Consider the following 22,644-nt stretch of genomic DNA (forward strand, 5'->3'; position numbering starts at 1 on the left):
GCGGGTTTAGAGTACCCGGAGATGCGATCGGAAACGAGAGGGCGGGAGCAGCTGGATGGTGCCTGATTGTCCGCGTTGTGCCGAGCGCACAAGGACGATCCAATCCCGATCTCGTCGCGCTTCAGGACCGGCGACGGATCCTGTACAGAACAAATCGATCCGAACTGTCCAACAGCTGGAGCAGATCCGGCAGCGGATTCGCGGCAGGCGGCCCAACCAAATAGAGATAGTCGTAGTCCCGGTACCACGTGCGGACGAGGGGAGGGGCGTTCGCCGGCGGCTGGCCTGCCGCAATCGCAACGAGCAGCCCTGACGGCACTATTCCTCCGTCGGACAGCGCAAGACGGCGCACGGCCTCGCGTGTCCGTACGGGTTGCTTGCCGGTTTCCGTGAAGAGATTGATCACGAACGCGTCGGCATAGTGCACGGCCAGCGTCGGCGCATAGTACATCGGATAGGAAGTGAGGTCGGCGAAGGGCGGATCTCCATTGTCGCCGGTGCTGCCAACCAGGACGCGCGAGCCGCGATCGAGCTTGTGGAACGACTCGATGATGGCCGCATAGTCGGCACGGTAAGGCAGCCACACCGCGAGGACGACGGCGAGATTGATCAACGTGATGCCGCTGATCGCAGCGAGCGCAGCCATGTTCCACGCTCGTCCGGGCAGCGACAGCGAGCAGAAGGCGGGCAGGATCAGGGCCGCGGCGGGAATGATGCGGAGGTCGGCGAACGAGGTTCCGAACAGTCTCGACGGAATGACCAGGTACAGCAGCGCAAGGCCGATCGCGATCCAGATCCCGGCTGGCTCGAGCTTGAGGAAGCCGCGTCTGGTGGCGAAGTACAGCAGGATCGCGAGCGTCAGCCCGGTCGCCGCCGCTGCCGTCAGATTGTAGCCGTTCATGATGCGGAGCGGCCAAATCGGCTTGAACCCGAGGAACCAGCTCGAACCTTCCCCTCCGATCGAGCCGGCAGTCAGATGCATGACCACGAACAGCGCCAGCGCCGGCAGGGCCAGAGCGACGAGCCGCGCAGCGGCGACCGGGTACGCAATTCGCTGATGGCGGAGGCGCCAGAGCTCATAGAGGCCAAGCGTCGCGCCATAGATGCCCAGTGAAAAGAAGTGCGCCACGAACAGTGCAGCGACGAAGACCAGGTTGGCGCCGAAACGCAGCGGCCATGGGCGTTCTGCCAGCATCAGATAGACGGCGATGCCCCAGAGCGCGAGGCCCAGTCCGAACTCGAAATTCACGAAACCCCAGCTGAACGGCAGGCAGTAGAGGAAAGCGAGCGCAGCGAAGCCGGCAAGATGAATCCGTCCCTTTCGGGTCCATTCGAGCAGCAGCGCGCCCCCGACGATCAGCAATTGGCTCAGCAGCAGAAACAGCCGTGTGGCGTTCTCGACGCTCATCAGTCGCGCCATCTGAGGGACCAGCAGATCCATCCCGAGATTGGGATAGAACGCCCACACTACCTCGTAATGCGGATTGGCGTTGGAGGTGCCGTTCTGGCTCAGAATGTACATGCGGGCGAGGTGATTGGGATAATCGACCATCGCGGGGATCGGGGTCAGCAGCACCGGAAGAAACGAGACGGCCGCCAGCATTGCAAGAACGCCAATCGCCACGGATCGGTCCGAGCGGAGACGATCCGGAATGGTCAAGGTCGGCCTGTTGGAAGAAACCATGTCGTGGGATCGTTGGGTCTGAGCGGTGTGCGAGGTCTTGTCTGCGTCACGTCTGCAAGGACCGGCCGTCGCCCGGATCCGGATGCCTGCACGGAGTCTCGGTCGCGGGCCTAATCGCAAGCGGTCGATCGAATTGAAGACAGCGGCGGAATTCCCGACTCGCGAGACTTCGCCTGGCTATGCAACCTTCCGAACACGAGGCCGATGAGAGCGATGGTGAGGAGCGGTGATAGGCGTCCAGCAGGTACATAAACCGCAGGGCTGAGCAGCGGGACCATCCAGATGCCGAGCCCGATCAGCCAGTCGAGAAGGCGCGGCGCATCGATCGATGCGGCGAGCCACAGCACGATGGCGACCGCCAGCAGCGTCGCATCATAGGGGCCCGAATGCGGGGCCGCCAGCACGGTTGCCGCAAGCAACACGATCAACTTGCTGCCGCTGTTCAGCGAGGAGCGAAACGCCACGAAGGTTGCTGCCGCGCTCGATACGATCGCGCCCAGTTGCAGGATCGAGGCCAGCCGCTCCGGCACGCCCAGCAGTACCGCGCAGGCCCATACGCTGTGACCCCAGATGCGGCCATAGGCCAGCCATTTCTCGTCGGGGCTGACCAGATTGTTGAACGCCTGTGGTATCCACCGAATCCACGGCTCGATGCCAAAGATCATGACGCTTGCGAGCGCCAGTGCGAATGCCGAGCATGCAGCCGCACACAGGCCGCGATATTGGCGCAGACCCAGCAGCGCGAACGGAACGAGCAGAAAGAATTGCGGCTTGAAGCTCAGGAGTCCGAGGATGGCGCCGCCAAGGAGCGGCCGCGGTCCGAGTAGTCTGACGCCCGCCACCAGCAGTGCGGCGACGAGAAACGCGCATTGTCCATCGGCCAGATTGAGCGATGCGGATGGCGAGACCAGCACGGCAGCGATGATGTAGGGCGTCAGTTGCGGCTGCTCGGCGCGGTTGCGAAGCGCCCAAGCCAAGAGGCCTGCGGTCGCAGCCTGGAATGCAACATAGGAGCCGGCAAAACCGAGCGGAGCGAACGGCAGCAGCAGAACGAGAAAGCTGGGCGGATAGAACCATGGGCGGAACGCCAGGGGCACCGTAAGCCATGATGCGAACGACTGGTTGAGATGCGCGGTGAATGCCTCGGCATCGAGGACCAGCGCGAGCTTGCCGGCAAGCATCGATCTGATGGCGCCGTAGAACACCATCCAGTCAGTGCCGGGGGCGATGTGGTTCAGTCCGATCCATCCGGGATGGACGAAGGTCGAGACCAGGATGCCCCAGCCGAACAGCGCAGCGATCGACAAGGCCGGCAGGAACATCAGGGGGATTTCGATCCGGCGACGCGCCGGAGCGGATATCGGCGGCTGAAGGGACATGCTCATTTGCGAGCATCCTTCGGGATCTCAGCTCCCGGCGCCACGCCGGCCTGCCCGTCGTCCCGCACATGGACCACCGCAATGTCGTCCGCATAGATCCGCTTCCAGCCTTTGAGCTGGTCGAGGATCTGCGGGCCCGGCGCGTCGGCCACCAGGAGCGTCGCGTCGATCCTGTACTCATCCAACAAGCGCGGCAGCAATTCGGGCTTCTTGCCTTCCGTCGCCTTGAAGAAGTCCACGACGAATTTCTCGCCATAGAGCTCGGCGCGGCCATCGACGAAGACAGGGATGTCGCGCGAGATCAGATAGCCGCCGAACTGGTAGGCGTTGAAGATGCGCCGCACCTTGCGTTGCTCGAGCAGGTCGACCGCCGCCACCGGCGTCTGCGTCATCGTGAAGGTGAAGCGGTGGTGTGCCAGATAGAGCGACGTCGAGGTCCAGCCTGCCGCCACGATCATCAGCGCGCCGAGCGCAGTGACATGGCGGGCCGGCCAGCGGTCGGCGTCTGCGGCGTCGGGCGCCCGGCGCGGGAACATCTGGCCGAGCGGCTTTGCCAGCACCAGCGGCACCAGGAACGCAAATGCCTCGATGCTTCTGACATGGGTCAGCGCGCTCCAGGTCAGGAACAGGATCAGGAAGATCCGGGGCGCCGACAGCACGAGGCCCCGATAATAGCCGAACGCGATCAGGCCGAGCAGGGCGCCTTCGAACGAGGTGAACGTGGCGAAGTTCGCCGGCATCCATTCGAAGATCAGCGACAGCAGCTCGCCGAGGCTGAGGATGTTGGTCGCGCCTTGCAGCGTCCGCCAGCCGTAGGGTGTGCAGCAGCTCGCGATCAGCGCACCGATTCCGAACAGCACCCAGCGCATGAACAGGGCAAGCCGCCGTCCCTTCTCGGCATGCTCGACCGCCTCGAGCGAGATCGGACCGATCAGCGCGAGGCCCAGCACGAAGCCGCCGTGCAGGTTCGCCCAGAGCGCCATCAGCGGGAGCCAGGTCCAGGACGGCGCGCTCTTGCGGTCGGCGGCGGCCATCAGCAAGCCGACCCACCCCACCATGACGGGCAGCGCCAGGATATGCGGACGGGCGAGCACGTGATGCATCGACAGCAGCAGCGCCAGCATCGCGAACAGCACCGCGCGCGGTGCCTCGATCTGCGCGTCGAGGAAATGGACGAAGATGGCGGCGGTGAGCGCGACACCGACCGCGGTGATGATGACGGGGCCCGCCCAGCCCCAGTGCGCGGAGGAGAATGCGAACAAGACCTGCGACAGCCACGATGTCGAGATCCAGGCTTCGCCGGTGCGCGTGAAAGAGTAGAAGTCGTTGTACGGCACGGCGCCGTGATCGAGGATCCATTGCCCGATCTTGATCTGCCAGAACGAGTCGGAATCCTGAAGCAGCGTGTCGCCGAGATAGAGGAAGAACAGGTACGCGCCGGCACCGACGCACAGGGGCACCAGAGCCCGCGCGCGGCTCTGAACCGCGATGCTGTTGGCAAGGGAAAGGGACATGCCGCCTCGTCGTCCTGTTGTTCTCGTCGGGTCGGGCATGATCCGGACCCGGAGGGCCGCGTTAGCGCAAAGTACGTAGCGGTATTCCGAGGAGATCACGCTCAAACAATCACCTGAAGCGCGATGAACTGGTCATCTCATCGCGCTTCAGTCCGAGCGGGCGGCATTGGACCATGGCGGTCAATAACTTCGGGTAAATCGGCCGCGCTGGGCCGTGTCCCGACAATTTAACGGGTTGTTTTGGATTTCGATTTACCATCGGCGAATACTCGCAAACCACCCGATGTTTACGTAGTCGGATTAACTGCGGCGCAATTCTTTGCCTCTACGTTCGGTTCCATGGTCGGGCGGCGCTGGGAAGCCGAAAAGACCAGATCAGTTGTAAGCCTCGTGTACCCATTTGGAGCACTCCATGAAGAACCTCGTTGCGCGTTTCGTGAAGGATGAATCCGGCGCCACCGCCATTGAATACGGCCTGATCGCTGCCGGCATCGCGCTGGCGATCATCACCGTCGTCAACAATCTCGGCACCGCGCTGAACACCAAGTTCACCTCGATCTCGACCAGCCTCAAGTAAGGCCAGGACGAGCTGCGAATTTTCGAGAGCCCCGTCCCTGGCGGGGCTCTTTTTCGTACGAGGCGCCTGCAGCCGGATGGCGTTAGCGAGCATGATCCTGGACGCAGCTTCGCCAGCGCCTCATTGTGAGCCGGACATTTCGCCGCAAAAGCGACCTGAGAGCCCCGCCGCAGGCTCGCAAAGGATGGCCGTAGCGAACGGTTTCCAGCTGGCGGTCCCGTTCGGCAGTCAGCGTGACGCGGAGGGTGACTGCACCGGCGCGTCGTCGCGGACGTGAACCACGGCGATATCATCCGCATAGAGCCGCTTCCATCCCGGCAGATGGTCCATGATTCTGGCGGCGGGAACGGTGGTGTTCAGCAGCGTCGCGTCGATCCGGTAGGTCTCGAGCAGGCGCAGCAGTGTGTCCACGTTCTTGCCCTCGACGGCATCGAAATAGTCGAGCACGAACCGCTCGCCATACAGTTCGGCGCGGCCATCGATGAAGCTCTTGATGTTGCGGGTGATCAGATAGCCGCCGATCGGAGCGGTGCTGAAGATCCGTTGCGCGCGCCGTTTTTCGAGCACGTCGACCGCGGCCGCCGGTGATTGATTGCCGATGAACGCATACCGGCTCGGCGTGGCATAGGACCGCGTGATGCTCCAGCCGGCCGCGACGATGGCCAGCGCCGCGATTGCGGTCAGGGCAAAGGAGGGCCGCGCCTCGTTTCCCTTCAGCGCGGGCGCTCGCGTCACTCCGAAATGTTCGGCGAACGGTTTGGCCAGCACGAGGGGCGTCAACAGCGCGAAGGCCTCGATGTTTCTGACGTGGTTGAGTGCCGCCCAGATCAGCCCGAGCAGCAGGAATATGCGGGTCCATGACAGCACCACCCCGCTGCAATAGCCGATGGCGATCAAGCCGAGCAGGCTGGCGCCAAACAGGTCGAGCGAGCTGAAGTCGGCCGGCATCCACTCCCAGATCAGCGAGAGCAGCTTGCCGAGGCTGAGGATCTTGGTCGACGCCAGCAGCGTGTTCCAGCCATAGGGCGTGCAGCAGCTTGCGGCGAGCGCGGCAAGGCCGAACACGGCCCAGCGCGCCGCCAGTGCAAACCGGTCCTTGCGATCGCAGGACGCGATCGCATCGAGGCCGATGGCTCCGATCAGGGCGAGGCCCATGACGAAGCCGCCGTGAAGATTGGCCCACAGCGCCATCAGGGGCAGCAACAGCCAGGACGGCGCGCTGCGCCGATCGGCGGCCGCCAGCAGCCCGCCGACGAAGGCCACCATGACGGGCAGCGCCAGCATGTGCGGGCGCGCGAGAAAATGACCCATCGACATGAAGAGGAGCGGGGTGACAAGCACGAAAGCGCGTGCCGGCTCCAGATAGGGCTCGAGCAGGTAAACGAAGATCGCCGCGGTCGCGCCGATCGCGAGCGATGTCAGGATGACCACGCCCGACCAGTTCGATGGCTCGTAGACCAGTGCGAACAGGACTTGCGACAGCCAGGAGCTCGAGATCCATGCCTCGCCGGCGCGCGTGAACGAATAAATGTCGGTGTAGGGCATCGCGCGGTGTTCGAGGATCCACTGCCCGATCTTGATCTGCCACAGCGTATCCGAATCCCGCAGCATGATGTCGCCGACGCCCAGGAAGAACAGGTAGACACCGACGCCGATGCAGACCGGCAACAGCCAGCGCGCGACGCCGCGGACGGGAACGCTGCTGATGACGGAAATCGACATTGGAGTCTCGGGGGTGGGCGATCGCGCGCAACGGCGCATCCCGACCTGAGCATGATCGCCTTTAAGTTGGGGTAAACCGCACCGGTCTTCCATGTCTGGCGGTGCAAGGATGCGTTTACCATCTGCTTACGTGCAGCTCCGAGCTGCGTCGCGCTCGCATCCGCATTTGCATCTTACCGCTGTGGGGCTCTATAAAATTCCATCATTGTTCGAGGCGGGACTTCTTGACATTGCACGACGGTGCGAGGTCGCGCTGCATCGCCATCGATGCCTTCAATCGTGATGGTCTGGCGGCTTCTGCTCCATACGACCTGGCGGGGGACCTCGAAATTCATCGACAGCGTGACTTCATCCTGGCCGGCATCGGTCACTTCACCGCGAAACCCCCTTCCCTCCTTGCCACGCTCATAGAGTGCTGTTTTCGAAGCGGCATCCATCGTGAAGTACACAGCGCCTGTGTGTTCACAGCGTACAGAGATCGGATTCAGAATGGGATCGCGAACCCCGAAGCTCAAAATGCTTCTCGGGGGCGTGACAGTGCACGGATGGGTTAATGTCGGCCGAAAGGTGGGGTCGTCGAGTCCCGGCCAAGTCATCGTCTTCTTGTTGCTATCAAAGATCAGGTCGATCCGACCTGGACGAACGCGCAGCATGAATTCGATCTTTCCATCGTTCTTGGAAATGATTTCTCCAGAACGTGTAGTGATGCCGAAATTTGTTTCGAGGTCTATCGGTGGTGTTTCAAAGACGACAGCTTTCGCTTCGACGTCGAATGTCGCGAAGTAGGGACGAGCAGGAACGCCACCTTCACACCGCACCGAAAATAAGTCGCTGGCTGCCGCGCGGTCTGACGTCAGCATCAGAAAGCAAATGAGCGCGAGGCCTAGGAGCCGATTCATGTCGCACGCTCCGTTCGTCCATGAGACCCCCTACGCCGCAGATCGACAGCGCCGATCTCGCTCGAACTTTCGAAATTGCCCCGGCAGTGAGGGTCGACGCCATCAGCACACTGCGCGCGACTGAAATCAACGTAAGGCTGTGAATATGATAGATGAACCTATAAATCTATGATCGCAGCGCAATCACAGGCGGAACAGCGACCACTGAATCCAAATTGTGAACTGGCGGTCCAAGCCCTCGAAGAATACTCGTTCGGCCGCGCGATGGGTTTGTTGCACGTCGAACGGACCGGCCAGGTGTGACGCCGATCCCGCGCTGAGTCGGGCAAACTCCCAGCGTTTGGACGGCGGTCTCGACAAAATGCCGTCGATGCAGGCTTGATGCCTCCGTCCGCTCGCAATGGCGCTTCACGCATTTCCCATCTTGTCATTCACCCTGAATAGTTGTTCAGTCCTTGCGGGGGCGATTTGCATCTTTTGACGTGACGAAGCGTTTGGCCGCAGGGCGTGTGGCCGGCGTGTGGGACAGGAAGCGCGCCATGGTTTATCGGCGGACGCATCAAGTGGTGAAGCGCCTTGCGGCACGGCGCAGCGCTATACTGGCGGCGGCGCGGGACGCGGCCGCGGAAGGCGGGATGGCGGCGGTGCAGATCGCGCCCGTCGCGGTCCGGGCCAATGTCGCGGCCGGCACGGTCTACCGCTACTTCCCCTCCAAGGCCGATCTGATCTCCGAGCTCATTGCCGAGGTTTCCCGCGACGAGCTCGCGGCGATCCGGCGGGCAGCCGATGCCGCGCCGGGGCCGTCCTCGGCGCTGGCGGCGGCCGTGACCACCGTGGCGGTGCATACGCTGTCGCAGCGCAGGCTGGCCTGGGGCATCCTGGCCGAGCCCGTCGATGTCGATGTCAGCGCTTCGCGCCTTGCCAGTCGACGCGAGATCGCCGGCGAGATCGCTGGCCGGATCGATGCCGCCGTGCGCGCCGGTCACCTGCCGGCTCAGGATACCGCGCTCGCCGCCACCGCATTGCTCGGCGCGCTGCACGAGGCCCTGGTCGGGCCGCTCGCGCCCGACAATCTCGATGATCCCGTCAAGATGCGCGATGCGGTGCAGACCGTGACACTGCTGGCGCTGCGCGCGGTCGGCGTCATGGACGCCCGCGCCCGCGGCCTCGTGGTGCAGCAGACGCTGCTGCCGACGACGAAGGCGCTGGTCGGGGCTTGAAAAATCGCGCTGCGCGCGAGGTGTCGGCCTGATCGCATTCAGGTCATTGCCCGCGCATGCTTTTTCGCGACATCCCAGCAAGCCGGCCGGTTCTGGCCGGCTACTGTGCATGGGGTTGTTTTTCGACTTTTTGTTTGGCCGCCCCGGCGGGCCTCACATGTTGGCGTCGCCCTCGGGGCCGACCGAGGCGATGCGCACCATGTTGGTGGTGCCGGGGATGCCGAGCGGCACGCCGGCGACGATGATCACGCGCTGGCCGGCGCGGACGAAGCCGTCCCGGAACGCGATCTGGCCGGCGCGGCTCACCATGTCGTCCTGGTCGCGCGCGTCTTCCGCCACCACGCAATGCACGCCCCAGGCCACGGCGAGCCGGCGGCCCGTGGTGATGTTCGGAGTGATCGCCACGATCGGCGGCTTCGGCCGCTCGCGGGCCACGCGCACCGCGGTCGAGCCCGAGCTGGTCCAGCAGATCAGGGCGGGCAGGTCGAGCGTCTCGGCGATCTGCCGGGCGGCGTCCGCGATGGCATCGCCCGCGGTGGATTCCGGCGCGGGACGCTGGGCCGTGACCACCGAGCGATAGGTCGGGTCGCGTTCGACCTCCTCGCCGATGCGGTTCATGGTCGAGACCGCCTCGACCGGGAATTTGCCGGCTGCCGATTCCGCCGACAGCATGATGGCGTCGGCACCCTCGTAGACGGCCGTGGCGACGTCGGAGACCTCGGCGCGGGTCGGCACCGGCGACTGGATCATCGATTCCAGCATCTGGGTCGCGATCACCACCGGCTTGCCGGCGCGGCGCGCCATCCGCGTCATCTGCTTCTGCAGGCTCGGCACGCGCTCGAGCGGCAGTTCGACGCCGAGATCGCCACGCGCCACCATCAGCGCGTCGGAGGCCTCGATGATGTCGGCGAGGCGATCGATCGCCTGCGGCTTCTCGATCTTGGCCATCACGGCGGCGCGGCCGCGGATCATCTTCTTGGCCTCGATGACGTCGTCGGCGCGCTGCACGAACGACAGCGCGATCCAGTCGACGCCGGTGACGAGGGCCGCCTCGAGGTCGGCGCGGTCCTTCGGCGTCATCGCCGAGACCGGCAGGTCGGTGTCGGGCAGGCTGACGCCCTTGCGGTCGCTCATCCTGCCGCCGACGACGACACGCGTCACCGCGTGCTCTTTCGAGGTCTCCTCCGCGATCAGCCGCACCTTGCCGTCGTCGAGCAGCAGCGCATGGCCTGGCCGCAGCGCAGCCAGGATCTCCGGATGCGGGAGATTGACGCGCGTGGCATCACCAGGCGTCTTGTCGGAATCCAGCGTGAAGGTCTGCCCGTTCTGGAGCTGGACCGCGCCGTCGGCAAAGGCGCCGAGCCGGAGCTTGGGGCCCTGGAGGTCCACCAGGATGCCGATCGGCCGGCCATAGCTGCTCTCGACGTTGCGGATCGTCGCCACCAGCTCCCGCATCTTGTCATGCGGGGTGTGGCTCATGTTGATGCGGAACAGGTCGGCGCCGGCCTCGAACAGGCGGCGGATCATCGCGAGGTCTGAAGAAGCCGGTCCCAGGGTCGCGAGAATCTTGATACGGCGAAGACGCCTCATGGCTTATTTCCAGACGGGGGCGAGGGGGCTGGCGGGAGGCCAGGCGCCGCGGGGGGCGTACCACCGGGCGGACCATTGGGCAAACCCGGAACGCCGCCCGGGCCAACCGGGCCAGGCAGGCCAGGTACGCGTTGCTGCGCCGGCTGTTCGTTGGCGTCGGTCAGCTGCACCGTCCAGGCCCGCTGCTCACCGGTGTCGACCTCGAAATAGCCGGTCCGGTCATAGCCGCGCGCCAGGCAATCCTCGGTGCCGCGGATGGTGAACTCCTTGTCGCGCGAGCACATGAAGGCCTGGCCCGACCATTCGCCGCCCCGGTCATAGTCGATGGCGTAGATGTAGTAGTAGCGGGCGACCAGCGTGCCCCGGAGCAGCGTCTCACAGGAGCGCGATGAGATGTTCCACCAACCCTCGGTGGTCCAGCCCTCGGCATCCTTGTAGCCGAGCGCGATCCCGACCCGGCTCGAAGTGTTGTTGCAGAGGCGGAAATCGGCCGAGGCCGGGCTGGCGCAAAGGCACAGCAGGGCGACGACCAGCACCGGGACCAACCGGGCGAGCAGGCGAAGCGGGAAGCGGGGAGATTCGGCAATCATTGTCGCGGAAGCTATACCAGATCATTGACGATTTGGCGTTGGGCCGGGGACGCGCCCCGTAGCCGGGCTTTGGCCCGTTTGCGCCGCGATATGGCAAAATCTGTGACAGGACCCACCTGATCCCGTAAGGGTGACCGCCATCGGGACGGGCCCTTAAGGAATACAGCCATGGCAATCGACGACAAAACCAGAACGGAGCTCGAGGCGGCGGCTTTCCGGCGCCTGGTCGACCATTTGAAGACGCGGACGGACGTCCAGAACATCGATCTGATGAATCTGGCGGGCTTCTGCCGCAACTGCCTGTCCAACTGGCTCAAGGACGCCGCGGACGCCCAGGGCGTGCCCTTGAGCAAGGACGAGAGCCGGGAGGCCGTCTACGGCATGCCCTACGAGACCTGGAAGGCGAAGTACCAGGGCACGGCCACGCCCGAGCAGCTCGAGACGATGAAGAAGGTCCATCCCCACGGGCATTGAACGGCGCCCACCTCCAGCGCCCGAGTCGCACCCAGACAACAGCTTTCTTCGCCTCGGCGCACGAAGGTGTGGGCGCGCTGTGGACGAGCGCGATGCTTGCTTGAATGCAGCTGGCCCCAACCCTAAGGGTCTACCCAGCACGCGCGGTGAGGGATGCCGGCGTCACCTCGTTTTGCCAGTTCCATTGGGAGTACAAGATGGCCACCTCCGCCGCCGTCCGCGACGACGAGCCCGCGACGAAATTTGCCAAGGACCAGCTCAAGTCCATCATCGAGCGCATTGAGCGGCTGGAGGAAGAGAAGAAGGCGATCTCCGACGACATCCGCGACGTCTATGCCGAGAGCAAGGGCAACGGCTACGACGTCAAGGCGCTGCGCACCATCGTACGCCTGCGCAAGCAGGACCCCAACGAGCGCGCCGAGGCCGAGACCATTCTCGAGACCTACATGCAGGCGCTGGGGATGATCTGAAGGCGACAGGACCGCGCCTCATCCATAAGAGTACCTCGCCGGGCCGCAATTTGCGGACGGCCTGCGCTTGGGTAAAATCCGCTGGTCTGCTAGAATGCTCGGCGAAGGGACCGAGCAATGGATGTGCCTGGACCAGAGCGCAGGCTCGCCGCGGTCCTCGCGGCTGACATGGTCGGCTTTAGTCGGCTCATGGAGGTCGACGAGGGTGGCACGCTCGCGCGTCTCAAGACCCACCGGATCGAGCTCATCGATCCGGCGATTGCCAAAAATCACGGCCGCATCATCAAGACCACGGGCGACGGCCTGCTGGTCGAATTCCACAGCGTCGTCGATGCAGTGTTGTGCGCTGCTGAAATTCAGAGCCGGATGGGGCGCCGCAACGCCGATGTCCCGCCGCCGCGATGGATCCAATTCCGCATCGGTATCAATCTGGGCGACGTGATCGTCGACCAGAACGACATTTTCGGCGACGGTGTCAACGTCGCGGCACGGTTGGAGGCGCTGGCCGAACCCGGAGGCATCTGCATCTCCAGCGCGGTGCGCGACCAGCTGGGCCAGCGTCTCGATGGCGTCGCATTCGAGGACATCGGCGAGCAGAACGTCAAGAACATCGCGCGTTCCATCCGCGTTTACCGGATTCGACTGGAGGATGGGCTGGCAAGCGCGACAGCCGGCACGACGGCCGCTGCAAAGGCGACTGGCAAGTCGAAGAAGCCGTCCATCGCCGTGCTGCCCTTCGCCAACATGAGCGGCGATCCGGAGCAGGAGTTCTTTGCGGACGGTTTGACCGAGGACATCATCACGGAGCTTTCACGCTTCCACGACCTGCTGGTGATCTCGCGCAACTCGACGTTCGTGTACAAGGGAAAGTCGGTCAAGGTACAGGATGTCGGCCGCGAATTCGGTGTCGACTACGTCATCGAGGGAAGCGTGCGAAAGGCCGGAGATCGCGTCCGCGTCACCGTGCAGCTGATCGATGCCGAGACGGATCGGCATATCTGGGCCGAGCGCTATGACGGCGAGCTCAAGGACATCTTCGCGATCCAGGACGAGATGACCCGGGCGATCGCCGCCACGTTGCCCGGCCGTGTCGAGGCCGCGACGCACGATCGGGCGAACCGCAAACCGACGGACAACATGGCAGCCTATGAATGCGTGCTGGCTGCGAAGATCCTGCACCATCGCTCCAATCGCGAAGACAATGCGCGGGCGCAACTTCTGCTTGGTCGGGCGCTCGAACTCGACGCGAACTATGCTCACGCGCACGCGTGGAAGGCGTGCGTCCTCGGCCAGACCTGGGTCTATAACTGGTGCGCGGATCGCGACGCCACCTTCGAGCAGGTGGCTGCAGAGCTGGAAACCGCGCTGGGCCTCGACGACAATGACAGCGACGTCCACCGCATCCTCGCGGCACTCAATCTGAACCGCGACGACCATGGCAAGGCCGCCTATCATCAGGAACGCGCGCTCGCGCTCAACCCGAACTATGACCTCGTGGTGGTGCAGCAGGGCGAACTGCTGACCTGGTTGGGGCGGCCGGAGGAGGGCATCGACTGGATCAAGAAGGCGATGCGGCTCAATCCGTATCACCCAGAGCGGTTCTGGAGCCATCTCGGGCGCGCCTATTACTGTGCCGAGAAATACGCCGAAGCCGCCGAAGCCTTCTCGAGGATCTCACGCCCCGATCACACCCATCACGCCTTCCTTGCCGGGATCTTCGCGCAGATGGGCAATGCAGTGGCGGCTGGCGCGCACGCGGCCGAAGTTCTCAAGCGTGAGCCGGCATTTTCGGTGGCCAGTCATCTCGCTACCCAGCATTATAAGCAGGAGGTCGATCGTCAGCGCTATGAGGCGGGCCTTCTCCGGGCAGGCCTGCCGGCTTGATCCGGCGCACGGCGGCGACCGACTGCCGATCCATCGAGAGTGAGACTGTGACCGAGCCGATATTGCCGCGCGAGGTGAGCCGGGCCTTCGACGCCTTTCCGACGCCGATGCGTAAGCGGCTTCTTCAGGTACGCAAGCTGATCTTTGCGACCGCCGCGGCGCATGAGGAGGTCGGGCGGCTCAGCGAAACCCTGAAATGGGGTGAACCGGCCTACCTGACCGAAGAGACGGGCAGCGGCTCAACGATCAGGCTGGGCCGCCTGAAGGCTTCCGATCACGCCGCCATTCTGTTCAACTGCAAGACGACGCTGATCGACACCTTTCGCGAGCGCTTTCCAGATAAGTTCGAGTATCGGCAGACCAGGGCGTTGCTGTTGCCGGTGGCGGGCAAATTGCCGAAGCGGGAGCTCGCCGTCTGCTTGTCGCTGGCGCTGACCTATCATCTGGACCGGCGGGGCGGGAAAGCGAAATAAATAGATGCTGTGAACCTGTAGCCCGGATGAGCCAAGCGATATCCGGGCTGTTTCAGCGCGCGCCGCTTTCCCGGATGTCGCTGCGCTCATCCGGGCTACGAGGCCGAGTTCGTGGATAGAGAGAGGGGCTACCGGCCTCAGCGCAGCGCCGCGGTGCGCATGACGAACGACGTCGTCTCGAGCTTCGCGGTCGCGCTGCCCGAGAAGCTGTCGCAGGACAGGCCCTGCATCGGATCGTCGACAAAACCCATCGCGACGACCGCGCGCGGCTTGACGAAATAGGCACGCAGCGCGACCGTGTCGAGCTCGCCCATCAGCGTCACCGACATCGCGCGGCTGGCGCTCGGCGACAGCATCACGATCTTGAGCCAGATGTTTTCGCCCTTGGCCGCAGAGAGGCGGGTGGCGGTTGCGACTCTGCCGTCGATGCTCTTGCCGACCACCATGTTGATCTCCGTCGCCTGGGCCACGCTGCGGGAGGCCGCAGACGGGCGGGCGGTGCGCGGGATCGGCGCTGACGCTGCGACGACGTTGGCGCGGTCGACCGGGGAGGCCGCCGGCGCATAGGCCAGGGCCTGGAAGGCCGCGTTGGTCACGCTCGCGGTTGGTTGCGGATCGGTGGCGGCGGCCAGCGCCTGACGCGCCTTCAACGCTGCGACCTGAGCCGGCGTCGCCTGCTGCGGCGCGGCCGGGACATCATCCCAGAAGCCGCGGGCGTTGATGATGTCGGCCGGTGTCTCCAGCTTGCCCTCGACAGACTTGCCGGTCGCCGGCTTGTCAGCCACGGGCGCGGGCTTCGGCGGCGCAACGATCTGGGCATCGGCCGAAGCGAGCTGGAGGGTTGCGGCGATCTGCGGCTTGGCGCGGGGCGTCGGCACCGGCTCGGCGGGCTTGGCGGCGGCTGCGACCACGGTCGGCGCGGACGGCTTCGCGGCCGTTGCGGGCGCGCCCTCGTCATCCTCGTCGCTGCTCGCGGCGGGAGCCGGCTTGCTCCTGAACAAGGCGGCGAAGAAATTCGGCTTGCTGCCGGCGTCGTCGCCGCTGCTGCGCCGCTCGATCTCGGCCCTGGCCAGCTCATAGTTCTTCAGCGGAACGCCGTCGGTCGGCAGATGCACCGTCTTGCCGTCCGGGAAGACGCGGGCGAGCTGGTCATGCGTCATGCGCGGCCAGTGCCGGACGCTGCCGGTGTCCAGATGCACGAAGGGCGAGCCGGAGGTCGGATAGAAACCGACGCCGCCGCGCTGGAGACGCAGGCCGGCGAAACGGATCTGCTCCAGCGGCACGCCGGGGATGTAGAAGTCCATCGCATGTCCGAGCATGTGCTGGCTGGAGCGCGCCACGCCGGAGGAGCGGCGGCGGAGCATGGCGTTGGTGGCGGGGGAGCGGTAGGAGGAGATGATCTGGATCGGCTGCTTGCCGTCGACGTCGCGATAGACTTCCCAGAGGATGTCGAAGAGGCGACGGTCCATGACCGTCTCGTCCTGGGTGCGCCAGTCGCGCAAAAAGTGGTTGAGCTGCTTCAGCGCGGCTTCGTCATAGCGGCCGTCGCGCTTGAAGGTGACGGTGAGGTCTTCGCCGGAATGGGTGTGGTGGAAGGAGAGCGACTTGGTCTCGTTCAGCGCCGCGGCGTCGTGGACCGAGCCTGCGGCGGCAAGCAGCAACACGGAGGCGAGGCCGATCCGGGATCCGGCCTTCACCCCCGCATGGGACAACGACAGCGCAACGAATTTGCGTGCGAAACCAGTCAGCACGTATGAGCCCACCCAGTCGACGAGCGTTCAAAATGGACTCTCCCGCCAACCCCGTTAGCAGCGCGAAGAGGATGAACGCTTTCTTAAAGCAAGAAGGTTAATTCGAGGTTGACCTTCCCGCCCCCAAACCAAGTCAGAGTACGATCCTAAGCGGTTGACTGTGGCAAAAAAACGCCCGCCGCCCCGGCGCGGGTTGGCGCATGGTTAACGTTAGGCGGCCCCATCCAAAGGACGGGGCCGCTGATTTCATTGCAGAATTCTTGTGAGAATGGCGCTGAGCCGGCCTCAGCGGGTAAACACCCGCTGCGGACGACGGCCGACCGGCGCCGGCGGCTGGGCCGGGGTCGGCGCTCCGAACAGCCGCTCGAAGAAGTTCGGGCCGGACGAGCCGAAGCCACCGCCATTGTTGGCCACCGCCACGCCGGAGGGCAGCGTCGTCGCCGGGCGCGAATAGCTCGGCTGGGAATGGGCGACGACAGCCTCGAGGTCCTTGCCGCGGTTGTTCTTCAGGATGTTGATCATGGCCGCATCGCGACCGTAGATGTCCTTGCGGAATTGCAGCTTGCCGGCGTCATCCACGAACGCAGTCTGATAGGTGATGTTGACCGGGATCGGGGTCGGGAATTTCAGATCGATCTCGCTCTTGCCGTACATGCTGCGCACGCGCTCCGGCGTGTACTTCTCGCTCGGCATGGTGATGTTGAGCAGCACGGAGGCGTATTGATCCGGATTCTGTACGCGCATGCAGCCATGGCTGAATGCGCGCTCGTCCCTGGCGAACAATTGCTTGTCCGGCGTGTCGTGCTGATAGACCAGGAACTTGTTCGGGAAGTTGAAGCGGATGCGGCCGAGCGCGTTGGCTTCGCCGGGCGGCTGCGAGATGTGCACCGAGCCGTCGCGGTTCTGCTCGAGCCTGAGGCCCATGCGCTGAAGCACGGTCGGGTCCTGCTGCAGCGCCGGCAGGTATTCGTTGTAGACGATCGACGGCGGCACGTTCCAGGTCGGATTGACCGTGATGTACTTCATCGTCTCGGTCAGCAGCGGGGTGGCGTGCTGGCCGGGCTTGCCGGTCACGACGCGGGTGGTCCAGACCTGCTGGCCGCGCTGCATCACCTTCAGCGTGAAGTCGGGAATGTTGAGGATGACATAGGCATCACCCAGCGAAGGCGCGCCGAGGTCGCGCGGCAGCCAGCGCCAGCGCTCCATGTTGACCAGCACGACGTCGATCTGCTTGTCGCGCTTGGGAGTGTTGAGCGCCTTGACGGTCTTGTCGTCGAGAATACCCGTCGCCTTCATCTCGGCGCCGCTCTGGAATTTGCGCACGGCCTCGGCGACCGCCGCGTCGTAGCGGGTGTCGCCGGCGTTCTCGGCAAGGCCGAGCTTGGCGCGGAGCTGCGGCACGCGCGGATCTTCGACGACGATTTCAGCGCGCTTCTTGCTGGCCGGGGTGTATTTCAGCGCCGGGCCGTCGGCGATCTCGATCACCGGGCCGTTGCCCTGGCCGCGCAACTCGGCGAGCTTGGCCTTCAGCTCCTTGTAGAGCTTGTGCGGCGGGTTGTAGCTGTCGAGCGCCGCGGAAGCATCCGCCGCGGTCGTGACCTTGGCGAGCACCTCGTTGGGGTCGACCGGATGCTCGGGATAGAGAATGTCGCCGCTGACCTGCGACCAATGCATGCGGCCGCTCTGGGCATGGCGCGCGTAGTCGAACATGCTGGCGGTGAGCTTGAGCTCGGCATCCGCCAGCGCATCGGGCGTCGTGGCGGCGGCGAAATCCGGCAACGGATAGTCCGCGGGATTGAGGCCATCGGAGGCCGCGTCCTTCAGCCGCGCGATCACGCCCTTCGCCGCAGCGGTCGGGTTGCCGCCTTGTGTCCAGACCGGCGCGAAATCGCGTGTGCCGTAGAACTTCTCGATCGCCGCGCGCTCGTTCTTGCGGTCGAAATAGCGCGAGGTCTTGGCGCCGATGATGTCCTTGAGCTTGTCCGCGACCGGCTGGTCGGCGGCGGGCACGTTGCTCGCGGCCTTCACCGGCTCGGCGGCGGGAGGCGCTGCAGCAGGTGCCGCGGGAGCCGCCGGCGTGGCGGTCGCGGTGTCAGCCTTTGCAGGCTCGGTGTTTGCAGGCTCGGTCTTCGCAGTCTCGCTCTTCGGCGTTTCGGGCGCTGGCGTGGTGGCGACGTCGGACGGCCTGGTCTCGACCTTGTCCGGCGCAGGCGCGGCGTCCGCCTTGACGGGCTCCTTCGCGATTTCCTTGGTGGGATCCTGCACCGTGGCGGTGGTGTCGAGCTTGATGTCGGCTGCTGTGGGGGGCGGGACGTTTGCCGGCTCGGGGCGCGGGATCGCAGCTTCGATCGCGAGTTCGGCGGCGCTGCTGCGCGCCTGGTCCTGCGCCAGCGCCGAGTTGGCGGACACCGCGAGGAAGGTCGCTGCGACCGTCATCAAGACACGGTCAAAGCCCGCACGGTGGTTCAAACAGTCACGCATTGTGTCGCACCCCTCGGGTGAGCTGTCCACTCGTGGAACAGCTTCGTTATCGCCTATTGATGAGCTTCGGCTAAACTGCGCCGGCCTCTCGAAAGTTGCACGCCTGCACGCAACGATTCCTACGCAGACGATATACAGGCCCCGATTCTGCGGCCAGCGCTACCCGGGACAACTCACGACAAACTGACTTCAAGGGAGCCTCTTGGCAACGGATTGTGCGCTTCTGCCACGCGGTTTTCCCTCTGTCTGTCACTTCCAGGTCACGGTTCAAATCACAGTCGAATTCTGTCGTCATGCGAACGGCTTACCGCTGTCGCGCACCGTCGCGCGAACCTCCGTTTGCACCCGGCTCAGTGCGTCTCCTCACCGCTTTTGCCGCCATGTCCGGGAACCCCGGCCTCGTCGAGTTTGCGGTAGAGCGTCGACCGGCCGATCTTGAGGCGGCGAGCCACTTCGGACATCTGGCCGCGATAATGCGAGATCGCGAAGCGGATGATCTCGTTCTCCATGTCCTCCAGCGCGCGGACATCGCCGGTCGCGGTGAGCATGGCGAGAGTTCCCACGGCGGGGAGCGGCGCGATCGGTATTTCATTACCTGAAGCTATCGAGGGTATCGCCGCCGGCTCCAGCATCAGCGGAGCGGTCGGAATATCCGTAGCGGGATGCGGCTGCGAGGCGAGCAGGGGGAAATCGCCAATGTCGAGCTGGTCGCCGTCGCTCATCACCACGGCGCGGTAGACCGCGTTTTCGAGCTGGCGGATGTTGCCGGGCCAGTCGAGCTGGGCCAGGTGCGCGACCGCCTCGCCGCTGATGCCGGTGATCTGGCGGTTCTCCTCGGCGGCAAAGCGCGCCAGGAAATGCCTGAGCAGATGCGGGATGTCCTCGCGCCGGGCGCGCAGCGAGGGAATCGTCAGCGGCAGCACGTGCAGGCGATAGAACAGGTCTTCCCGGAAATGTCCCTGTTTCACCCGCTCCAGCAGCTTGCGATTGGTTGCCGAGATGATGCGGACGTCGACCTTCACCGGCTTGCGGCCGCCGACGGCCTCCACGGCACCTTCCTGCAGCGCGCGCAGCAGCTTCACCTGCGCGGTCAGCGGCAGCTCGCTGACCTCGTCCAGAAACAGCGTGCCGCCATGAGCTTCGACAAACTTGCCCATGTGCCGCTCGGTGGCGCCGGTGAAGGCGCCCTTCTCGTGGCCGAACAGGATGGACTCGACGAGGTTGTCGGGAATCGCACCGCAATTGACCGCGACGAATGGCTTGGCCTTGCGCTCGCCGCTGCCATGGATGGCGCGCGCGAACATTTCCTTGCCGACGCCGGATTCGCCCTCGATCAGCACGGGGATCGCCGAATTCGCCGCCTTCTGCGCGGCGCGCATCACCGGGGTCATTGCCTCAGCGCGCGTGATGATGTCGGAGAAAGTCAGCCGGCCCTCACGGCTGTGACGGATGCGCTGCAATTCGCCCTTGAGCGCGGACGTGTTGAGCGCGTTGCGCAAGGAGACCTGGAGCCGCTCCACGCCGACCGGCTTGACGACGAAATCGGCCGCGCCTGCGCGCATCGCCGAGATCACGTTGTCGATGCCGCCATGGGCGGTCTGCACGATGACAGGGATGCTCAGGCCGGCTTCGCGGATCTTCGCGAGTACGCCCATGCCGTCGAGGCCGGGCATCACGAGATCGAGGATGACGGCGTCGATGGCCGGTGCATCGGGGGCGGTGAGGGTGGCAATTGCGGCGTCCCCGGAGTCCACGACGACCGTCTCATAGCCGCATTTCTGCACCATGTTCTCGACCAGCCGGCGGGCTACAGCGTCGTCATCGGCGATCAAAATACTGGCAGCCATGGTGTTCCCCGCACGCTACTACTATCTGTCTCGAATCGGGGCACTCTGGCCGAAGCCGATTAACACATGCTTAAGCCTTGATGCCCCCGCCCGCCGTCGCGATTGTTGAACACAGGTTTTCCACACAATGACTTCGCGCTCCAAGACCGCTCTCACAAAATCGGCACTCCGCAAGCCAGCCACCAAGAAATCCCCCGCCAAGAAAAGATTCTCCAAACCTTCGCCCGCCAAACCTTCGCTCGCCAGGCCTTCGCTCGCCAGGCCTTCACTCGCCAAGCCTTCACTTGCAAAGGCCGCGAGCAAGACCGGCAAGCTTCCGGAGTGGAACCTCGCCGATCTCTATTCCGGGATCGACGCGCCGGAAGTGGCGCGCGATCTCGAAAAGCTGGATATCGACTGCGTCGCCTTCGAGACGGACTACAAGGGCAAGCTGGCAACAGGGACAGCAAACGAAGATGGCGGAAAATGGCTCGCCGAAGCCGTGCGACGCTATGAGGCGATCGACGATCTCGCCGGCCGTCTCGGCTCCTATGCCGGTCTCGTCCATGCCGGCGACAGCGTTGACCCCGCGATTTCAAAGTTTTACGGCGACGTGTCCGAGCGCCTGACGGCGGCGTCGACGCATCTTCTGTTCTTCGCACTCGAGCTCAATCGGATCGATGACGATATTTTGAACCGCGCGATGCAGGCCACCGAGCTCGCCTACTACCGTCCGTGGATCGAAGACTTGCGCAAGGAGAAGCCGTATCAGCTCGACGACAAGCTCGAGCAGCTCTTCCTGGAGAAGGCGCAGACCGGCTATTCAGCCTTCAACCGGCTGTTCGACCAGACCATCTCCAGCCTGCGCTTCAAGGTCGGATCCAAGGAGCTCGCGATCGAGCCGACGCTCAATCTGCTGCAGGACCGCGACGGCACCAAGCGCAAGAGCGCGGCGGAAGCCCTGGCGAAGACCTTCAAGGCCAATGAGCGCACCTTTGCGCTGATCACCAACACGCTGGCCAAGGACAAGGACATCTCCGACCGCTGGCGCGGCTTCAAGGACGTCGCGGATTCCCGCCATCTCAACAACCGGGTCGAGCGCGAGGTGGTGGATGCGCTGGTCGCCTCGGTGCGCGCGGCCTATCCGAAGCTGTCGCATCGCTATTATGCGCTGAAGGCGAAATGGTTCGGCAAGAAGCGGCTGGCCTATTGGGACCGCAACGCGCCGCTGCCGTTTGCGGCCACCGACGTGATCGGCTGGCCCGATGCGCGGAACATGGTGCTGACGGCCTATCGCGGCTTCTCGCCTGAGATGGCCGATATCGCCGAGCGCTTCTTCACCGATCGCTGGATCGACGCGCCGGTGCGGCCGGGCAAGGCGCCGGGCGCCTTCTCGCATCCGACCACGCCGTCGGCGCACCCCTACGTGCTGATGAACTACCAGGGCAAGCCGCGCGACGTGATGACGCTCGCGCATGAGCTCGGTCACGGCGTGCACCAGGTGCTGGCGGCGAAGAACGGCGCGCTGATGGCGCCGACGCCGCTGACGCTGGCGGAGACCGCGAGCGTGTTCGGCGAGATGCTGACCTTCCGGCGGCTGCTGGCCCAGACCAAGAACGCGAAACAGCGTCAGGCGCTGCTCGCCGGCAAGGTCGAGGACATGATCAATACCGTGGTGCGGCAGATCGCGTTCTATTCCTTCGAGCGCGCGGTCCACACCGAGCGCAAGAACGGCGAGCTCACCGCGACGCGGCTCGGCGAGATCTGGCTGTCGGTGCAGGGCGAGAGCTTAGGGCCCGCGATCGAGATCAAGGCGGGCTACGAGAACTACTGGATGTACATCCCGCATTTCATCCATTCGCCGTTCTACGTCTACGCCTATGCCTTCGGCGACTGCCTCGTGAACTCGCTCTACGCCGTCTACGAGAATGCGGCCGAAGGCTTTGCCGAGCGCTATCTCGACATGCTCGCCGCCGGCGGCACCAAGCACTATTCCGAGCTGCTGCGGCCGTTCGGGCTGGATGCCAAGGACCCGAAGTTCTGGGACGGCGGGCTCAGCGTCATCGCCGGGATGATCGACGAGCTGGAGGCGATGGGCTGATGTAGGGGC

17 protein-coding genes are annotated in these 22,644 nt (G+C 64.6%); 7 read left to right on the forward strand and 10 right to left on the reverse strand.

The window, feature by feature from the left end:
* Positions 1-121 precede the first annotated feature (121 nt).
* The 3 genes from IVB23_RS28890 to IVB23_RS28900 form a co-directional block, all read right to left on the reverse strand.
* Positions 122-1,684: a hypothetical protein gene (locus IVB23_RS28890; protein WP_247800904.1), complete on the reverse strand. Its 1,563-nt coding sequence runs from the start codon at positions 1,682-1,684 to the stop codon at positions 122-124.
* A 110-nt stretch (positions 1,685-1,794) separates the two neighbouring features.
* The gene (locus IVB23_RS28895; protein WP_247800905.1) at positions 1,795-3,069 is read right to left on the reverse strand and encodes a glycosyltransferase family 87 protein; all 1,275 of its coding nucleotides are present in this window, start codon (positions 3,067-3,069) and stop codon (positions 1,795-1,797) included.
* Positions 3,066-4,577 (reverse strand): hypothetical protein, encoded by a 1,512-nt coding sequence (locus tag IVB23_RS28900; protein ID WP_247800906.1) that lies wholly within the window; start codon positions 4,575-4,577, stop codon positions 3,066-3,068. The genes IVB23_RS28895 and IVB23_RS28900 overlap by 4 nt, the downstream gene beginning before the upstream one ends.
* 412 nt (positions 4,578-4,989) lie before the next feature.
* On the opposite strand from IVB23_RS28900, the gene IVB23_RS28905 reads away from it, so the two are divergent.
* Positions 4,990-5,154, forward strand: coding sequence for a Flp family type IVb pilin (locus IVB23_RS28905; protein WP_061880846.1), 165 nt, complete (start codon positions 4,990-4,992; stop codon positions 5,152-5,154).
* Between the two features lie 228 nt (positions 5,155-5,382).
* Here IVB23_RS28905 and IVB23_RS28910 read toward each other — a convergent pair whose 3' ends face one another.
* Positions 5,383-6,876: a hypothetical protein gene (locus tag IVB23_RS28910; protein WP_247800907.1), complete on the reverse strand. Its 1,494-nt coding sequence runs from the start codon at positions 6,874-6,876 to the stop codon at positions 5,383-5,385.
* A 173-nt stretch (positions 6,877-7,049) separates the two neighbouring features.
* On the reverse strand, positions 7,050-7,775 hold the full coding sequence (locus tag IVB23_RS28915) for a hypothetical protein (protein ID WP_247800908.1): 726 nt from the start codon (positions 7,773-7,775) through the stop codon (positions 7,050-7,052).
* A gap of 539 nt (positions 7,776-8,314) precedes the next feature.
* Between IVB23_RS28915 and IVB23_RS28920 the strand changes: the two genes are divergently transcribed.
* Positions 8,315-8,995, forward strand: coding sequence for a TetR/AcrR family transcriptional regulator (locus tag IVB23_RS28920; RefSeq protein ID WP_061881221.1), 681 nt, complete (start codon positions 8,315-8,317; stop codon positions 8,993-8,995).
* Between the two features lie 153 nt (positions 8,996-9,148).
* Here IVB23_RS28920 and pyk read toward each other — a convergent pair whose 3' ends face one another.
* Both pyk and IVB23_RS28930 read right to left on the reverse strand, forming a co-directional pair.
* Positions 9,149-10,585 carry a pyruvate kinase gene (gene pyk, locus IVB23_RS28925; protein WP_197968499.1) on the reverse strand — a complete coding sequence of 479 codons (1,437 nt, stop codon included), beginning with the start codon at positions 10,583-10,585 and terminating at the stop codon, positions 9,149-9,151.
* Positions 10,582-11,175, reverse strand: a complete 594-nt coding sequence (locus IVB23_RS28930; protein ID WP_028180635.1) for a DUF1036 domain-containing protein — start codon at positions 11,173-11,175, stop codon at positions 10,582-10,584. Before IVB23_RS28930 ends, pyk begins: the two co-directional genes overlap by 4 nt.
* A 168-nt stretch (positions 11,176-11,343) precedes the next feature.
* Between IVB23_RS28930 and IVB23_RS28935 the strand changes: the two genes are divergently transcribed.
* The 4 genes from IVB23_RS28935 to IVB23_RS28950 all read left to right on the forward strand — a co-directional run bounded on the left by IVB23_RS28935 (position 11,344) and on the right by IVB23_RS28950 (position 14,476).
* Positions 11,344-11,649 (forward strand): DUF1244 domain-containing protein, encoded by a 306-nt coding sequence (locus tag IVB23_RS28935; RefSeq protein WP_194389820.1) that lies wholly within the window; start codon positions 11,344-11,346, stop codon positions 11,647-11,649.
* A gap of 197 nt (positions 11,650-11,846) precedes the next feature.
* The gene (locus IVB23_RS28940) at positions 11,847-12,119 is read left to right on the forward strand and encodes a DUF2312 domain-containing protein (protein ID WP_008546273.1); all 273 of its coding nucleotides are present in this window, start codon (positions 11,847-11,849) and stop codon (positions 12,117-12,119) included.
* 117 nt (positions 12,120-12,236) lie between these two features.
* On the forward strand, positions 12,237-14,003 hold the full coding sequence (locus IVB23_RS28945; protein WP_197968497.1) for an adenylate/guanylate cyclase domain-containing protein: 1,767 nt from the start codon (positions 12,237-12,239) through the stop codon (positions 14,001-14,003).
* Positions 14,004-14,050: 47 nt separating this feature from the next.
* A complete protein-coding gene (locus IVB23_RS28950; RefSeq protein ID WP_197968496.1) occupies positions 14,051-14,476 on the forward strand; it encodes a DUF1801 domain-containing protein in 426 nt (141 codons plus the stop codon).
* Between the two features lie 137 nt (positions 14,477-14,613).
* Here the strand turns inward: IVB23_RS28950 and IVB23_RS28955 are convergent, their stop codons facing one another.
* The 3 genes from IVB23_RS28955 to IVB23_RS28965 form a co-directional block, all read right to left on the reverse strand.
* Entirely contained in the window at positions 14,614-16,227 is a 1,614-nt protein-coding gene (locus IVB23_RS28955) for a DUF882 domain-containing protein (protein WP_247800909.1), read from the reverse strand.
* Between the two features lie 285 nt (positions 16,228-16,512).
* Positions 16,513-18,708: a L,D-transpeptidase family protein gene (locus IVB23_RS28960; protein WP_247800910.1), complete on the reverse strand. Its 2,196-nt coding sequence runs from the start codon at positions 18,706-18,708 to the stop codon at positions 16,513-16,515.
* Positions 18,709-19,058: 350 nt separating this feature from the next.
* Positions 19,059-20,555: a sigma-54 dependent transcriptional regulator gene (locus IVB23_RS28965; RefSeq protein WP_247800911.1), complete on the reverse strand. Its 1,497-nt coding sequence runs from the start codon at positions 20,553-20,555 to the stop codon at positions 19,059-19,061.
* A 127-nt stretch (positions 20,556-20,682) separates the two neighbouring features.
* Between IVB23_RS28965 and IVB23_RS28970 the strand changes: the two genes are divergently transcribed.
* Entirely contained in the window at positions 20,683-22,635 is a 1,953-nt protein-coding gene (locus IVB23_RS28970) for a M3 family oligoendopeptidase (protein WP_247800912.1), read from the forward strand.
* Positions 22,636-22,644: the final 9 nt, after the last annotated feature.

The sequence above is a fragment of the Bradyrhizobium sp. 191 genome (genome assembly GCF_023100985.1).
Lineage (GTDB): Bacteria > Pseudomonadota > Alphaproteobacteria > Rhizobiales > Xanthobacteraceae > Bradyrhizobium > Bradyrhizobium diversitatis.

Excerpts from the sequence above, each read along its gene's own strand:
- IVB23_RS28890 (WP_247800904.1), bottom strand. The coding sequence starts at position 1,684 with ATGGTTTCTTCCAACAGGCCGACCTTGACCATTCCGGATCGTCTCCGC.
- IVB23_RS28895 (WP_247800905.1), bottom strand. The coding sequence starts at position 3,069 with ATGAGCATGTCCCTTCAGCCGCCGATATCCGCTCCGGCGCGTCGCCGG.
- IVB23_RS28900 (WP_247800906.1), bottom strand. The coding sequence starts at position 4,577 with ATGTCCCTTTCCCTTGCCAACAGCATCGCGGTTCAGAGCCGCGCGCGG.
- IVB23_RS28905 (WP_061880846.1), top strand. The coding sequence starts at position 4,990 with ATGAAGAACCTCGTTGCGCGTTTCGTGAAGGATGAATCCGGCGCCACC.
- IVB23_RS28910 (WP_247800907.1), bottom strand. The coding sequence starts at position 6,876 with ATGTCGATTTCCGTCATCAGCAGCGTTCCCGTCCGCGGCGTCGCGCGC.
- IVB23_RS28915 (WP_247800908.1), bottom strand. The coding sequence starts at position 7,775 with ATGAATCGGCTCCTAGGCCTCGCGCTCATTTGCTTTCTGATGCTGACG.
- IVB23_RS28920 (WP_061881221.1), top strand. The coding sequence starts at position 8,315 with ATGGTTTATCGGCGGACGCATCAAGTGGTGAAGCGCCTTGCGGCACGG.
- pyk (WP_197968499.1), bottom strand. The coding sequence starts at position 10,585 with ATGAGGCGTCTTCGCCGTATCAAGATTCTCGCGACCCTGGGACCGGCT.
- IVB23_RS28930 (WP_028180635.1), bottom strand. The coding sequence starts at position 11,175 with ATGATTGCCGAATCTCCCCGCTTCCCGCTTCGCCTGCTCGCCCGGTTG.
- IVB23_RS28935 (WP_194389820.1), top strand. The coding sequence starts at position 11,344 with ATGGCAATCGACGACAAAACCAGAACGGAGCTCGAGGCGGCGGCTTTC.
- IVB23_RS28940 (WP_008546273.1), top strand. The coding sequence starts at position 11,847 with ATGGCCACCTCCGCCGCCGTCCGCGACGACGAGCCCGCGACGAAATTT.
- IVB23_RS28945 (WP_197968497.1), top strand. The coding sequence starts at position 12,237 with ATGGATGTGCCTGGACCAGAGCGCAGGCTCGCCGCGGTCCTCGCGGCT.
- IVB23_RS28960 (WP_247800910.1), bottom strand. The coding sequence starts at position 18,708 with ATGCGTGACTGTTTGAACCACCGTGCGGGCTTTGACCGTGTCTTGATG.
- IVB23_RS28965 (WP_247800911.1), bottom strand. The coding sequence starts at position 20,555 with ATGGCTGCCAGTATTTTGATCGCCGATGACGACGCTGTAGCCCGCCGG.
- IVB23_RS28970 (WP_247800912.1), top strand. The coding sequence starts at position 20,683 with ATGACTTCGCGCTCCAAGACCGCTCTCACAAAATCGGCACTCCGCAAG.